Here is a 14,387-nt window from a genome sequence, read left to right on the forward strand (position 1 = left end):
CCCGCGGGTCACTTCTTCCAGGTCACGAATTCCGCAGCGAGCAGGACTTCCACGGCGCGCAGCACGTCGCCGGAGCCGAGCGTCCCGCCGCAAGTCTTTTGCAGCAGATCGCGCACGCTGAGGCCCTCGGGGCGGCTTGCGCAGAGATTTAGGACGCCGCCGACGAGGGGGGGCCACTTGATGGCTTTCATCAGGCCGCGGCGGCTTGGGTCGCAGCGCACGAGTCGGTCGTCGAAGCGGCCCTCGTAGCGCTCGAGCGGTGAGTCGTCGGGCCAGGAGGCTTCGAGGCCGGCGATCATCAGATCCGCGAGCTCCACGTCGAGGGGGAACTCGACGTGGGGCGGGGCTTGGCCGCGGTAGAAGGAGACGGTGCCCTGTTGCCAGCGGAAGATGTCCGCCACCCGATCGCGGCCTTGCTCACGGATCGCTCGGAAGATGTCCACCGGGCCGACCAAGCCGAGCGCGATCAATGTGTCGCCCATCCGCCCGCCGTAGCGCGGAAGAACGTCGAGCGCGATGTCCAGCTGATCGCGCCGCAAGGTGCCGCGGCGCACGAGGTACTCGCCGAAAAGCTCGCTCGCGTTCGACGACGACACGTGGAGCAGCTTCCCATTCTTGAAATAGAGCTCCTTGCGGCCGCTCGTGGCCTTCCCGTCGCCCTTGCTCTCTTCGACGCTGCCCTCGGCGAAGAGCACCCCGGTGTCCTGCACCTCCAGAATGCGCAGCAGCACGTCCACCATCGTGGTCGTGTGCAGATCATCGTGAAAATCGGGTGCGCCCGGCCCTTTGAGCTGGCTCGTGGTCGTCGTCGTCTTGGCCGGAAGGAAGCGCACCAACTCTTCCACCTCGTCGACGCGTGCGAGCTCGCGCCCCATGAACGACACGCGATCGCGCGGGCCTACTTCGCCGGTGGCGATAGCCTCGACGAGCCGCGCAAACGCCCACGGCCCGCGCCGTGCGCCATCGGCCCCCACCACGAGGGACGGAAGCGGCGCATACTGCGCGGTCGTCTGCTCGCTGGGGTTGTCGTCCTCGTCGGCCCGGCGCTGGCCGTTCTGCACCATCGTCTGGCTCGTTCGCTCGGGCGACTGCTCCGGCAGCTGCGACGATCGCGAGACCGGCGCCTCCTCCTCGAACGGATCCCGCAGCGGCGATCGAAGCGGCGGCGGTGTGCGCTTGCGCAAACCTCCCGCGGAAGCCGGAAGCGGAGGGGGCACCCCCTTGGGTCGGTTGGACACCGGCCCGCGCCCTCCATCGACGGGAACGCCCATCTGCGCGCGCGTCACGTACAACCCGAGCTCCGTGGCCGTCGCCTCGGGCGCCGGATCGAGCGAGGCAATCGCCCGCGCAAAGGCGGCCGCCGACTGAAACCGCGCCTTGGGGTCTCGGTTGAGCGCGCACAGCAGCGCGTCGTAGAGCAGCGGCGGCACCAGGTCCTTGGCTTCGCGCAGCGGATCGATCCGGCAATCGCGGATGGCCAGCAAAATGGCGAGCTGCCCACCACCGGGAAAAAGCGGCTTGCCGATGGCCATCTCCGTCAGCACCGTCGCGACGCTGAAAAGATCCGCGCGGTAATCGAAGGGCTCCCCGGCCACCTGCTCCGGTGCCAAATAGGCGATTTTTCCCTTCAACATCGCGCTCGCGGCGTTGCGCATCGTGGCCCGCTGGGTCGAGCGCGCGATGCCGAAGTCCCCGAGCTTCACCCGCCCGTCCTTCGACAGGTACAAATTCGACGGCGTCACGTCGCGGTGGATGATGCCCAGCGGCGTGCCCGCCTCGTCCTTGGCGGTGTGCACGCTTTCCAGCGCCGCGAGCACTTTGGTCACGATGTGCACGGCCACGTGCGCGGGCAGCAGCTTGCCGTCACCGCGAAAACGGCGCAGAAGCCGGTAGGTGTCGACCCCGTCCACGTACTCCATGGCCAGGTACGGCTCGCCGGTGTCGCTCAGCCCGGAGCCGAACACCTTCACCACGTTCTCGTGGTTCACGGCGGTGTGGAGCGCAGCCTCGCGCTCGAACATGGTGCGACCCTCGGGGTCGATCAAGAAGTGCGGCAATAAGCGCTTAATGATGAGCAGTGCCGCGGACCCACTCGTGGGGCCGTTCGACATCGGGCTGGCAGCCTCGGCGCCTTCCGGAAGGGGCCGCGCGAGGTACACTTCCGCCGTTCCACCTACGGCAATGCGCGCTTCGAGGAGGTATCGGCCGAACTTGATCGGTCCTCCTCGAATGGGCTGGGGCACCCCTCGTTTGGGCACACTCTCGCCTTGCACGATGGATAGACTACCTTTCGCCCTCACGTTCACAAATGAAACACGATCCTCTCAAGCCGACTTCCCATCCTTTGTCTTTGGTTTGGGCCCGCTCCGCACTCGTACGAGGGCTCCTGCCCGCGATGGCGATTTGCATCGGTGGCGTGGCTGCGTGTCAAGGTTGCCGAACGACCTCGGCGACCGGAAGCGCCGTCGCACCGGAGCCCGCGTCGCCGACACTCCGTATCTATATCGTGTCGGATCTCGCCGGCGCACTCGAACCTTGCGGTTGCGTGAAAGATCAGCTCGGAGGCATGGATCATTTCGCCGCCTGGATCGCGGCGGAGCGCACCAAGGCTCCGAACAGTGTGCTGGTTTCCGCAGGCCCACTCTTTTTCCTCGACCCTGTTCTAAAGGATGACAAGCGCACACAAGATGTGGCCAAAGCCTCCACCATCGCATCTTCGCTGGCGGGTCTGGGCCTCGCCGGATTCGCCCCCGGCAAGAACGATTTCGTCGCCGGCGTGTCCGAGCTCGAACGCTTTCGCAACGAGACCAAGGGCGCCATCCTCATGGCCAACGTCGGAGGCGAGGGGGTGAAGCCCGCATGGCGAGGGCCGGTCGTGCGCGAGATCAACGGCGTGAAGCTCGGGCTCCTGGGGGTCTCCATGCCCGATCGCGCCGAGGGCGGCTCGCCGGCGGGCATCACCGTGGCCTCACCCGTCGAAACCGTCAAAGCCGACGTGGCCTCGCTCCGCGGGCAGGGGGCGCAGGTGATCGTCGCACTCGCCGCCGTGGGCCGCGGCGAAGCGAAGCGCCTTGCCGACGCCGTTCCCGAGCTCACCGCCATCGTCGTGGGATCGCCGGGCGGCTCCGGCGATGTCAATGTGGAGACACCGCCGGCGGAGCGCATCGGCAACGTCCTCATCGCCGAAACGGGCAACCACCTCACCACCGCCGCCGCGCTGGATCTCTACGTGCGCGAAGGCTCCTTCGCCTTCGCCGACGGCACCGGTCTCGATCTCGCGCGCAAGCGCACTGACGTCATGCGCCGCATCGACGAGCTACGCGGCAAGATCGCGCAGTGGGAGGGCGACAAGAAGGTCGCGCGCGCCGACATCGAAGCACGCCGCGGCGATCTCGCCGTGCTCGAGAAGGAGCGCGCCGAGCTGGAAAAGGCCCCCACACCCGCCAAGGGCAGCTTCTTCCGCTACCGCGTGCAAGAGGTTCGCGACTCGCTCGGGAAGGATGCCGCGGTCACCGAGAAGATGCTTGCATATTACAAGCAGGTGAACGAGGAGAACAAAAAGAACTTCGCCAACAAGGCTCCGCGCCCCGCGCCCAAGGGCGAAGCTTCCTACGTGGGCATCGAAACCTGCACCACGTGCCACGACGACGCCCGCAAAGTCTGGGACAAGACCGCCCACGCCCACGCCTACGCGACGCTCTCCAACCAGTTCAAGGAGTACAACCTCGACTGCGTGAGCTGCCACGTGACGGGCTACGATCTACCCGGCGGAAGCACGGTGACGCACGTCAAAGACTTGAAAGACGTGCAATGCGAGGTGTGCCACGGCGCGGGCTCGAAACACGTGGCATCGCCTGCGAAGGTCAAAATGCCGATCGAGAGGCCCAGCGCGGAAAGCTGCCTCGCATGCCATCATCCGCCGCACGTCCACGAGTTCGACGCTGCGCGAAAGATGGAAGACATCCTCGGTCCGGGCCACGGCCGGTAACGAAGACATCGCGTTCGAGGGGATGAAGCGCGTCAGGTCGCGGCGTGACCGAGCTTCTTCGTTCCCTCTTGGAAGAGGATCTCGATGCGCGTCCCTTCGACGAAGGTCACCAGGCCTTTGCCGAACTTGGGGTGCGTCACGAGCTGGCCCTTGTCGAATCGGGTCGTGAGGGCGTACGGGCTGAACGCCTCATCGGGTTTGCTGGCGACTTCGGCTTCCCAATTCTTCTCGGCCTCTTTCGGCTTCGCGAAGAAATCTTTGTCGCCCTCTGCATCTTGGCCTTTGCCGCTGGAACGCGGCTTGGATCGCTTCATGGACATGGGACCCTGTCCAATGGCTCAGGCACGGGCAATTTTCAAGTGCCGCGGCGCTTTTTCCAGAGCCGTCATCCTAAAAAGCGGCCAGGTCGTGAAAAGAATGGAATCCTACGCAAACAGAACCGGAACGACCTCCCCGGCCTTGCCCAGGCGGCATTCGTCGAAATGCCCGGCATTGTCGGGTCGTTCGGGACCCACATAGATGGTCCGAGCGCGACCGTGGGAGCGTACCTCTTCCACGAAGCCCGCCGCGGGGTAAACCGCCCCCGAGCTGCCAATGGTGATGAACCAGTCGCAGCGCGCGAGCTCGCGCGTGATGCGATCGAGCTCGAAGGGCATCTCGCCGAACCAGCAAATGTGCGGGCGCAAGCGACGGCCGCAGAGCACGCAGTTCGGGATCGATTCCTTGGTGAGGTAAACGCCGTGGTCTTCGTGCGGACGGGTGCTGCACTCCGCGTTCTCGCACCGCGTCTTGAAAAGCTCCCCGTGCATGTGGCAAACGCGCTGCGAGCCCGCGCGCTCGTGCAGCGGGTCGACGTTTTGCGTGCAGAGGAACAGGCGATTTTCCAGCTTGGCCTCGAGCTCGGCGAGCGCATGGTGCGCGGGGTTGGGCGAGACTTCTTCGGCTTGCGCGCGGCGTTGCGAGTAGAAGCTCCACACCATGCTCGCATCCTTGTGCCAGCCCGCGGGGGAGGCCACGTCCTCGATGCGGTAGCGTTGCCACAGCCCATTCTGATCGCGGAACGTGTGAATCCCGCTTTCGGCGCTGATGCCCGCGCCCGTTAGCACGAAGACGCGTTCGTGCGGTCCAATGGCGAGGGGCGGGAGCTTGTCGTACGTAACAACGACCATCGTCCCTGAGAGTAGCGGTGGTGGCTAGATGCGGCTAGGGGCCAGCCCATCGAATGAGAGAATGAGATGAACGGCTACGTGATGCGCGCGGCCGCCGCATGGCGCCATTTCCCACGGCCGTAGACGACCGCATACACCAGGGCGCTGACGACGTTGGTGGCGCCGACGCAGCGGAACAATGTGTCGAGCGAGGCGTCGAACACCGCCACCGCGACGATGCAAAGAGGGGCTTGCAGCCCGAGGATGACGGCCACATCGATCCACATCGACGTGCGTGTCGCGCCGGCGCCGGCCATGGCGTTGCCGAGGACGATGCCCACGCCTAGGCCGATGTACGTCGGCGCGATGATGGCCAAATAGCGCAAGGCGACGCCCACGGGGCCGGCATCGTCGTCGAAGATGCGCAAGATGGCTTCGCCATGCAGGAGCAGCAGCGCCATCAGGCCGATGTTCGTGAGGCCATCGTAGACCGCGGTGGTCCAGCCGCTCAAGCTGGCGCGGGCATCTTGCCCCGCGCCCATATTTTGGCCGACGAAGGTCTGTGCCGCGCTACCCCAGCCCATGGCGACGAAGAGCGCCATCGTGTCGACCCGAAAGACCAGACCGAGGCCCGTGGTAGCGACTTGGTCCGTCTCGCTGGTGAAGAAGCGCGCCACCAGCGAATTGACCAGCAGCATCGCGGTGATGCGAATGACCATCTGCGCACTGGACGGCCACGCGACGCCCACGATGCGCGAGATCTCGTCCCAGCGCGGCCCGCGCTCACCCCGCGGCGGGATGACGATTTGGAAGCGACGCCCCAGGATGATCATGTTGGGCACGAGCACGGCGCCGCGCGCGATGATCGTGGCCCACGCCGCACCGAGCATGCCCATGCGCGGGATGTGGAAGAAGGAGGCGATGGGGCCCGCCCACGCGAACGCCGCCGGCGCCGGCCCGGGGCCGAACATGAGCACGATGGCGAGAACCACGTTGAGCACGTTGCCCGCGAGCAGGAGCGACACGGGCGTCTTCGCCGAGCCGAGCGCACGCTGGATGCTGGCCAGCTGCAACAAGAGGAAGATGGTGATGCTCCCGCCCACGACGACGCGCAGGTAACGCGTCGCGAAGAGGGCCACGCTGCCTTTGACGCCGATGATGTCGCGGACGATGGTGCCCGCGAAGCCGATGCCGAGAATGCCGAAGAGCACTCCGAGCGCGGTGACGATGAGGATCGATTGCCACGCCGCGGTGGCGACGCCCTCTTTGTCCTGCGCGCCCGCGCGGTTCGAGACGATGGCGCTCGAGGCGGTGGAGACGCCGTAGCTGAAGATGGTCCCCAGCGCTGCCACCTGGTCGCAGATGCCCAAGGCGCCGATGGCGGGGCCCACCTCTTCCCGGGGGAGCTGGCCAACCATGTAGGCATCGACCAGGTTGAAAGTGGTCTGCAGCGCCATGCCCACCGCAAGCGGTACGCCGAAGCGTGCGACCTCCCGCGCGAGGGGGCCCTCGAGAATTCGGCGGGTGGCAAGCATAGGGAAGCGGGCGCGAGCGAGAGCCTCGTGGGGCGCTCGTCCGTAGAGCCTAGTGGGGCGTGCGCTGGGCCACAAGCTGCACCACAAGTTGCCGGCCCGGCAAAAAAAGCGCTAAGAGAAAGGGGTGAAGTCGAAGCCGGAAGTCAAGACCGAGCCTACGCTGGTTCGGCCGTCCCGACGGGAATTGCTGGTGCGCGGCGGTGCTGCGCTCGGCGTGCTCGCGGGGTCGGCGGCCATCGGCCGTGCGGTCTGGGACCAGGGGGGCTTCGGGGTCGGTTCGGCGGAGGGTGCACGTCAGGTGCGCGACTTCCGCGTGGCGTCCGCGCGCAAGGAGACGCAGTTCGCGGAGCTGGCCATCGCGCGTTCGCCGCTCGCGAAGACGGCGGGCGAGCCGCCGCTCGCGCCGATGCAGCTCGTGCGAAATGCGCTCGAGGCGCTGGGTGGCATGGCGCGCTTCGTGAGTCGAGGCGACATCGTCGTGGTCAAACCGAACATCGGTTGGGATCGGATGCCGGTGCACGCCGCCAACACGAACCCCGACGTGGTGGCCGCCGTCGTTCAAATCGCGTACGAGGCCGGCGCCAAGCGCGTGGTGGTGGCCGACGGCTCGTGCAACGATCCGAATCGCTGCTTTCAGCGCTCGGGCATCTGGCGCAAGGCGTATGCGGTGGGGGGAGAGGTCGTGCTTCCCGCCGAGCACCGCTTCCGCACGATGCGCCTCAAGGGCGACGTGCTCGACGAGTGGCCCATCTTCACGACCTTGGTCGACGCGGACAAGGTCATCAACGTGCCCGTGGCGAAGCATCACAACCTGGCCAAGTTCACCGCCGCGATGAAGAACTGGTACGGCGTGCTCGGAGGCCGCCGCAACCGGCTTCACCAGAACATCGACACCTCGATCGCCGACTTGGCGACGTTCATGCGGCCTTCGCTCACCGTCGTCGATGCGATCCGCGTGCTCGTGCGCAATGGCCCGCAGGGCGGCAACATCGACGACACGCGCGAGATGCACACCATCGTGGCTTCCGTCGATCAGGTGGCGGCCGACGCCTTCGCGTGCACCCTCATCGGGCAGCATCGCGACAACCTTCCGTACCTCAAGATGGGCCACGAGCGCGGCATCGGCACGATGTACTGGGAAAACCTCCGCGTAAAGGAGGTGTGACGTCATGGTAGCCCCCTCCGAGCATGGCGGCGTATCCCTCGACGTCGCGGCAGCCTCCGCGACCAAGCTGGCCCACGTGCATCACGACACGCACGACTTCCCGGAGCCCATCCCCTGGAAGACCGGCCACGCCGGCACCGTCGCCCCGTTGGATCGCGACACCACCTGGATCGTAGGCGCAAAAGCCGTTACGGCTCCCTCCCCCGGAGCGCCGGGGAGGGGGAGTGTCACGGCCACCGCCGTCGCCACGCCCACCATCCCCGTCGCCGCAAAGCCAAAGCCCAAAAAGAAAAAGCTCCCCGGCTCCGGCATCCCAGCCCGTCTGAGCATCCGCACCCTCGTCTGGGTGCGCCGCGCGTCGCAAGTCTTCTTCTTCGCGCTGTTCATGTACTTCCTCTTCCAGACGGCGTTCCGCGGCACCTTCGCGGCCCAGGCGGACACGCCGGTGCGTCTCCCGCTCCCCGTCGAAGCCTTCCTCCTCGCCGACCCCTTCGTGACGGCGATGACCGTGCTCTCCACGCACACCGTCTACCGCGGCTTGCTCTGGAGCATCGGCCTCCTCGCGCTCACCCTCGTCTTCGGCCGAGTCTTCTGCGGGTGGATCTGCCCCTTCGGCACCCTCCATCACTTCTTCGGCTGGCTGCTCCCCTCGCGCCGCGGGCGCGGTGGCGTGCGCGTCGAAGCCAACAAGACGCACACCTACCAGCGCGCCAAGTACTACCTGCTCTACGCCTTCCTCGTTGCGGGCGTCTTCGGCAGCGCCATCGGCGGCTTGTTCGATCCCATCTGCATCGCCGTGCGCTCGATCGGCCTCGGCGTCATCCCCGCCGCGCAATACATCGGCGGCCGCGCACTCGGCGGGGCCTCCATGGTGCCCTCGCGCGGGGTGCAGGGTGTCGCCGACCACACGCAGGACTTCCTCGCCAGCTCCGTCTGGCAGTCGCACCAGTTTTACTTCCACCAGACGTGGCTCATCGTCTTCCTCCTCATCGCAGTGCTCTTCGCCAATCGCTTCATCCCGCGATTCTGGTGCCGCGTCCTCTGCCCGCTCGGCGCGTTCCTCGGCGTCTTCGCCCGGTTCGCGCTTTTCGGCATGGAGAAAGACCATGCAAAGTGCACCGATTGCAACCTCTGCCTGGTGAACTGCCAGGGAGCGGATAGCCCGCAGGGCGGTGTGAAGTGGCGCCAGGACGAGTGCCACATGTGCCTCAATTGCGAAACGGCGTGCCCGGAAGACGTCATCAAGTTCCGCTTCCTGCCGAACCGCAAAGGCACCGTCACCAAGCCCGACACCGAGCGCCGCACCGCACTCGCCGCCGCCGGTGCCGGTGCGCTCTTTTTGCCGGCCTCGCGCATCGCCGACGCCCTCGACGTGAATTACCACTCCAAGGTGATTCGCCCCCCGGGCGCCGTCGAAGAGCGTGGCTTTCTCGAGCGGTGCATCCGCTGCGCCGAATGCATGAAGGTGTGCCCCAACAACGCCCTTCACCCGGCCTTCCTCGAGTCGGGCCTGGAAGGCGTGTGGACGCCCATCCTCATCGCGCGCATCGGCTACTGCGAGCACTCGTGCGTGCTCTGCGGCCAAGTCTGCCCCACGGGCGCCATCCAGAAGATCACCGAGAAAGAGAAGCTCGGCATCGACGTCGCGCCGGTGAAGATCGGCACGGCGTTCTACGACCACGGGCGCTGCCTGCCCTGGAGCATGCAGACGCCGTGCATCGTGTGCGAAGAGTTCTGCCCCACCTCGCCCAAGGCCATCTGGGTCGAGGAGGTGGAAGCCCCCGTGCGCGACTCCAAGCCGGGCCCCAATGGCGAGCAGCCGGCCATGAAGACCGTCAAGCTTCAGCGCCCGCACGTCGACCCGGCACTCTGCATCGGGTGCGGCGCCTGCGAAAAGGTCTGCCCCGTCCAGGATCAACCGGCGGTCTACATCACCAGTGTCGGCGAATCGCGCAGCAAGACCAACGTGATTCTCCTCGAGAACACCAACTACAATCAGAAAAGTTGAGAGGGAGCGGTCCATCGGACGCGCCAGGCTCGGAATGACCTGGTGCTGGAACCGCGGCAGCGAGAATGACCGGCGGGACCGGGGCCATGTTTCGTTCAGAAATCCAGCATCGCCATTCCGTCTGGCGATCCTGGCTGCCGCAGCTCGACGGCGAACGACGCCTGCTTTCGCGCGAACGGGATGAAACTCTGACTTGGCGCGGATGAAGCGGATGACAGGTGCACATTCGCGCACCCTGAATTAGAGTTCCACCCGTGAAAAACGACCGATTCCTGCGCGCGTGCCGAGGCGAACCTACCGATGTGACCCCCGTCTGGTTCATGCGCCAAGCCGGCCGCTACATGCCGGAGTACCGCGCCCTGCGGGCCAAGCACACCCTTTTGGAGCTCTGCAAGAACGCGGAGCTCGCCTGCGAAGTCACCCTGCAGCCCCTGCGGCTGGGGGTCGACGCGGCGATCCTCTTCGCGGACATCCTGTTGCCGCTGGAACCGATGGGCGCCGCGTTCGAGTTTGCCAAGGGCGAGGGCCCGGTCATCCACGAGCCCATCGCGAGCGTCGAGCAGATCGAGAAGCTTCGCATCATCGACCCGCAAGAGGGGCTCGGGTACGTGCTCGAGTCGATTCGCACGATCCAGCGTGAGCTCTCCGGGCGCGTGCCCCTCATCGGCTTTGCCGGGGCGCCGTTCACGTTGGCGAGCTACCTCGTCGAGGGCGGCGGCACCAAGACGTACGCCAAGACGAAGAAGATGATGTACGGCGCCCCCGACGCGTGGAACCTGCTGATGCACAAGCTGGCCGAGGTCGTGCGCCGCTACTTGCGGGCGCAGGTCGAAGCGGGCGCCAATGCGGTGCAGCTCTTCGACTCGTGGGTGGGCCAGCTCTCGCCCGACGACTACCGCGAGTACGTGCAACCGCACGTGCGCCACATCCTCCAGGACGCGATGACCCTCGGCGTGCCGGTCATCCATTTCGGAACGGGAACGCACACGTTGCTCGAGTCGATGCGCGATGCGGGCGGCCATGTCATCGGTCTCGATTGGCGCACCCCGCTCGCAGAAGGTTGGCGCAAGGTCGGCTACGACCGCGCCGTGCAGGGCAACCTCGATCCCACGGTGCTCTTCGCGCCGCGCGCGGTCGCCGAGACCCACGCCGCGCGCGTGCTCGCGGAGGCGGCGGGGCGGCCTGGGCACATCTTCAACTTGGGCCACGGCATCATGCCGGAGACGCCGGTCGAAACGGTGCAGGCGGTCATCGACTTCGTGCACGAGCAGAGTCCGCGGTTCCGTACCGGCTCCACGGAAACGGCCGCGACGTGAGCGCTCCGGCGAAGACCGCCGTGATCCTCTTTTCCCACGGTACCGTGGAAAAGCTGGACGATCTGCAGGGGTTCGTGACGAACATCCGCCGCGGGCGACCACCGCCCACGGAGGTGGTGGACGAGTTGCGGCACCGCTACCAGGCCATCGGCGGGCGCTCGCCGCTCGGAGACATCACGCGCGAGCTCGCACGGCTCGTCGAAGCACGGCTCGGGCTTCCCACACGCATGGCCATGCGCATGTGGCATCCGTACCCGGAGGAGGTGCTCGCGCAGCTCGCCGACGAAGGCATCGAGCGCGTCGTCGTGGTGCCGCTGGCGCAGCACTCGACGCCAGCCTACGCGGAGGCGATGGACCGTGCGGCGGCCAAAGTGGCCAAGCCTCTCGAGGTGCGCTGCGCGACGAATTGGGGCGCGTCCCCGGATCTCACCGCGGCGTTCGCCGAGTCGATCGGCGAAGCCTGGAACGCGCTCGCGGAAGACGTCCGCGCGAAGGCGACGGTGGTGATGACCGCGCACAGCGTTCCCATGTCGGTCATCCAGGCCGGCGATCCTTACGAGCGCGAGGTGCGCAAGAGCGCCGAAGCCATCGCGGCGCAGCTGCGCATCCCGTACGAGGTCGCCTTTCAAAGCCAAGGCATGGGGGGAGGGGAGTGGCTCGGCCCCGATCTGCCGTCGACGTTGGACGCGCTCTCGGCGCGAGGGCAAAAGCACGTGCTCTTCGCGGCCATCGGCTTTTTGAGCGACCACGTCGAGGTTCTCTACGACTTGGACATCGAGGCCGCCGCCCTCGGGCGTGCGCGCGGCCTCGGCACGAGCCGTGCGGCCTCGTTGAACGTGGCCCCGCGGTTCGTCGATGCGGTCGTCTCGGTCGCGAAGGAGCTTCTCCCATGACGACACGGCACGTCCTCGTCGTGGGCGCCGGTGTCACCGGGCTCGCCTGCGCACGTGCGCTCGCGGGGCTGGGCAAGGAGCGCGGCGGCATCCGCGTGACCATCTGCGAGGGCTCGAGCAAGGTTGGCGGCAACATCGTCACCGAGAACCGCAGTGGCTTCATCCTCGACGGCGGCCCCGATTCGTGGCTCTCCACGAAGCCCGACGCCGAGCGCCTCGTGCGCGCCCTCAAGCTCGGTTCCGAGCTCATCTCCACGGTGGAAACGCACCGCGGTGCCTACGTCGCGTGGGGCAAAGATCTGCACCGCATCCCCGAGGGCCTCGTGCTCGGCGTTCCCACGGCCGTGGGGCCGATGGTCACCACGGGCCTCTTCGACTGGGACGCCAAGCTGCGCATGGCCCTCGAGCCGCTCGTCCCGCGTCGCGTCTATCACGGTGACGAGGACGAATCGGTCGCGTCCTTCATGTCGCGCCGCCTCGGCGACGATCTCGCCGACCGTCTTGCCGGGCCGCTCCTCGGCGGCATCTTCGCGGGCGACGCGGAGGCCATTTCCGTGCGCGCCGCCTTTCCGCAGTTCGTTGCCGCGGAGCGCGATCACGGCTCGCTCATTTTGGCGATGCGCGCCCAGCGCCGTGCGCGCATGGCAAGCTCGGAAAACGGCGAGGCCGAGAAGCCGAAGCCCGGCTTCCTCTCGCTGCGCGGTGGCCTCGGCTCGATGATCGAGGCCCTCGAGGGCGAGCTTCACGACGTCGACCTCCGTACGAGCTGCCCCGTACGCAGCATCTCCGCCCTGGAGGCCGATCCGCGCGGCCGCTACGCCGTGGAAACGTCCCGCGGCGTCGAGTACGCCGACGACGTCGTTCTCGCGAGCCGCACCCACGCCAGCGCCGACATCGTGCGCGGCCTCGATGCATCGTTGGCCGACGCCTTCGAGCAGGTGCTCGACTACGCCTCCACGGCGACGGTCTTCTTCGCCTTCAAGCGCGCGCAAATCGCCCACGATCTCGATGCCACCGGCTTCATCGTGCCGCGCTCGCTCGGCCGGAAAATCCTGGCCGCCACCTGGGTCTCCAGCAAATGGGACCACCGCGCGCCCGCCGGCCACGTGCTCATGCGCGCCTTCTTGGGCGGCGCCGGCCACGACGAGATCCTCGCCGGCGACGACGACGAACTCGCCGATCTCGCCTTGCGCGAGCTCCGCATCTTCACCCCGATCGACGGCCGCCCGCTCTTCGCCCGCGTCTTCCGCTTCCACCGCGCGAGCCCGCAGCCCTACCTCGGCCACCTCCCGCGCATCCGCGCCCTGACGGAAAAGCTCTCCCGCCACCCCGGTCTCTACACCGCCGGCAGCGGTCTCGATGGCGTGGGCATCCCCGACTGCATCCGCCAGGCCGAGACGGTGGCCCGGCAGATCCTCGGTTAGAGCCGCTCTCGTTTTAGTCTTTCGAGCTCCGCCCGCACCGCAGCAAGCTCCTGCTCCGCACGATCCGCGCGCCGTGTCTCCTCTTCGGCGCGCCGTGCCTCTTCTTCGGCGCGCCGTGTCTCCTCTTCGGCGCGCCGTGCCTCTTCTTCGGCGCGCCGTGTCTCCTCTTCGGCGCGCCGCGTCTCTTCTTCGGCGCGCCGGTCGGACTCTTCTTTCTTGAGAATGGCCTCGTGGAGCAGACCTTCCGTGCGCGCCGCGAGCTCGGCCGACTCGGGAAGCGGTGCCGTTCCGTAATAGAATCGAATGCGTTCCGCCTCGAGCGCGAGCTCCAAGTCAAGCACCTGGGAGCTCCAACGTCCGCCCTGCGGCACGATGGGCTGATATGTCTTCGCGTCGGACGACGGAAGCCGATACCCAACGAGCCGGCCTCGTCTCCGATCGTAGATGAAGTACTCCACGATCCCCAGCCGCGCATACCGCGACACGTTGAACTCGTAGTCCTTCTTCTCGCTGCCTTGCCAAACGACTTCGATGACGAGATCGAGCCCTTTGCCCTCCGTCGCCACGACCCACTTCGACCGATCGTGATGGTCGACATCCAACACGGCCAGCAGGTCCGGAGAAAATCGAGGCTCGTCGGGATAGAAGACCGCGAGCTCCGCGGAAACGTAAACGCGGCGGCCCACCTTGCGAAAGAAGCCATCGAGCGCATCCACGGATCGCTCTTTTGCTTTGCGATGGGCATCGCCTTCGGGCGGCATGAGCTCCCAGGGAACCTCCGCGGGAAGCTCCGCCACGATCCGCGTCCGTTCCGCCGGCGTGAGCTGCTCCCAGATCTCCATGGACGGAGCTCGTGGATCGGCCGGGTCGACCTGGTAGCGGCGTCGCTGGCTCATGATGGAGTGAAGAT

General features: G+C 66.8%; 11 protein-coding genes. 6 read left to right on the plus strand and 5 right to left on the minus strand.

All coding sequences use genetic code 11. The features are described from left to right. Positions 1-8 precede the first annotated feature (8 nt). The gene (locus LVJ94_12920) at positions 9-2,300 is read right to left on the minus strand and encodes a protein kinase (protein WXB08131.1); all 2,292 of its coding nucleotides are present in this window, start codon (positions 2,298-2,300) and stop codon (positions 9-11) included. A 266-nt stretch (positions 2,301-2,566) separates the two neighbouring features. On the opposite strand from LVJ94_12920, the gene LVJ94_12925 reads away from it, so the two are divergent. Further along, positions 2,567-3,988, plus strand: coding sequence for a hypothetical protein (locus tag LVJ94_12925; GenBank protein WXB08132.1), 1,422 nt, complete (start codon positions 2,567-2,569; stop codon positions 3,986-3,988). A gap of 32 nt (positions 3,989-4,020) precedes the next feature. Here the strand turns inward: LVJ94_12925 and LVJ94_12930 are convergent, their stop codons facing one another. The 3 genes from LVJ94_12930 to LVJ94_12940 form a co-directional block, all read right to left on the minus strand. Then, on the minus strand, positions 4,021-4,302 hold the full coding sequence (locus LVJ94_12930; protein ID WXB08133.1) for a hypothetical protein: 282 nt from the start codon (positions 4,300-4,302) through the stop codon (positions 4,021-4,023). A 111-nt stretch (positions 4,303-4,413) separates the two neighbouring features. After that, entirely contained in the window at positions 4,414-5,157 is a 744-nt protein-coding gene (locus LVJ94_12935) for an NAD-dependent deacylase (GenBank protein ID WXB08134.1), read from the minus strand. Between the two features lie 74 nt (positions 5,158-5,231). Next, positions 5,232-6,671 carry an MATE family efflux transporter gene (locus tag LVJ94_12940; GenBank protein WXB08135.1) on the minus strand — a complete coding sequence of 480 codons (1,440 nt, stop codon included), beginning with the start codon at positions 6,669-6,671 and terminating at the stop codon, positions 5,232-5,234. Positions 6,672-6,795: 124 nt separating this feature from the next. On the opposite strand from LVJ94_12940, the gene LVJ94_12945 reads away from it, so the two are divergent. From LVJ94_12945 to hemG, 5 genes are all read left to right on the plus strand, one after another. Then, entirely contained in the window at positions 6,796-7,836 is a 1,041-nt protein-coding gene (locus tag LVJ94_12945; protein WXB08136.1) for a DUF362 domain-containing protein, read from the plus strand. 4 nt (positions 7,837-7,840) lie between these two features. Continuing rightward, complete coding sequence (locus tag LVJ94_12950) at positions 7,841-9,844, plus strand: 4Fe-4S binding protein (protein WXB08137.1); 2,004 nt, start codon at positions 7,841-7,843, stop codon at positions 9,842-9,844. A gap of 254 nt (positions 9,845-10,098) precedes the next feature. Continuing rightward, a complete protein-coding gene (gene hemE, locus LVJ94_12955; GenBank protein ID WXB08138.1) occupies positions 10,099-11,160 on the plus strand; it encodes a uroporphyrinogen decarboxylase in 1,062 nt (353 codons plus the stop codon). Next, a complete protein-coding gene (hemH, locus tag LVJ94_12960; GenBank protein WXB08139.1) occupies positions 11,157-12,053 on the plus strand; it encodes a ferrochelatase in 897 nt (298 codons plus the stop codon). The genes hemE and hemH overlap by 4 nt, the downstream gene beginning before the upstream one ends. Further along, positions 12,050-13,477 (plus strand): protoporphyrinogen oxidase, encoded by a 1,428-nt coding sequence (gene hemG / locus LVJ94_12965; protein WXB08140.1) that lies wholly within the window; start codon positions 12,050-12,052, stop codon positions 13,475-13,477. Before hemH ends, hemG begins: the two co-directional genes overlap by 4 nt. Here the strand turns inward: hemG and LVJ94_12970 are convergent. Beyond that, positions 13,474-14,373 (minus strand): Uma2 family endonuclease, encoded by a 900-nt coding sequence (locus LVJ94_12970; GenBank protein ID WXB08141.1) that lies wholly within the window; start codon positions 14,371-14,373, stop codon positions 13,474-13,476. The genes hemG and LVJ94_12970 overlap by 4 nt on opposite strands. Positions 14,374-14,387 lie beyond the last annotated feature (14 nt).

Source organism: Sorangiineae bacterium MSr11367 (assembly GCA_037157805.1).
GTDB classification, from domain to species: Bacteria; Myxococcota_A; Polyangia; order Polyangiales; family Polyangiaceae; genus Pendulispora; species Pendulispora rubella.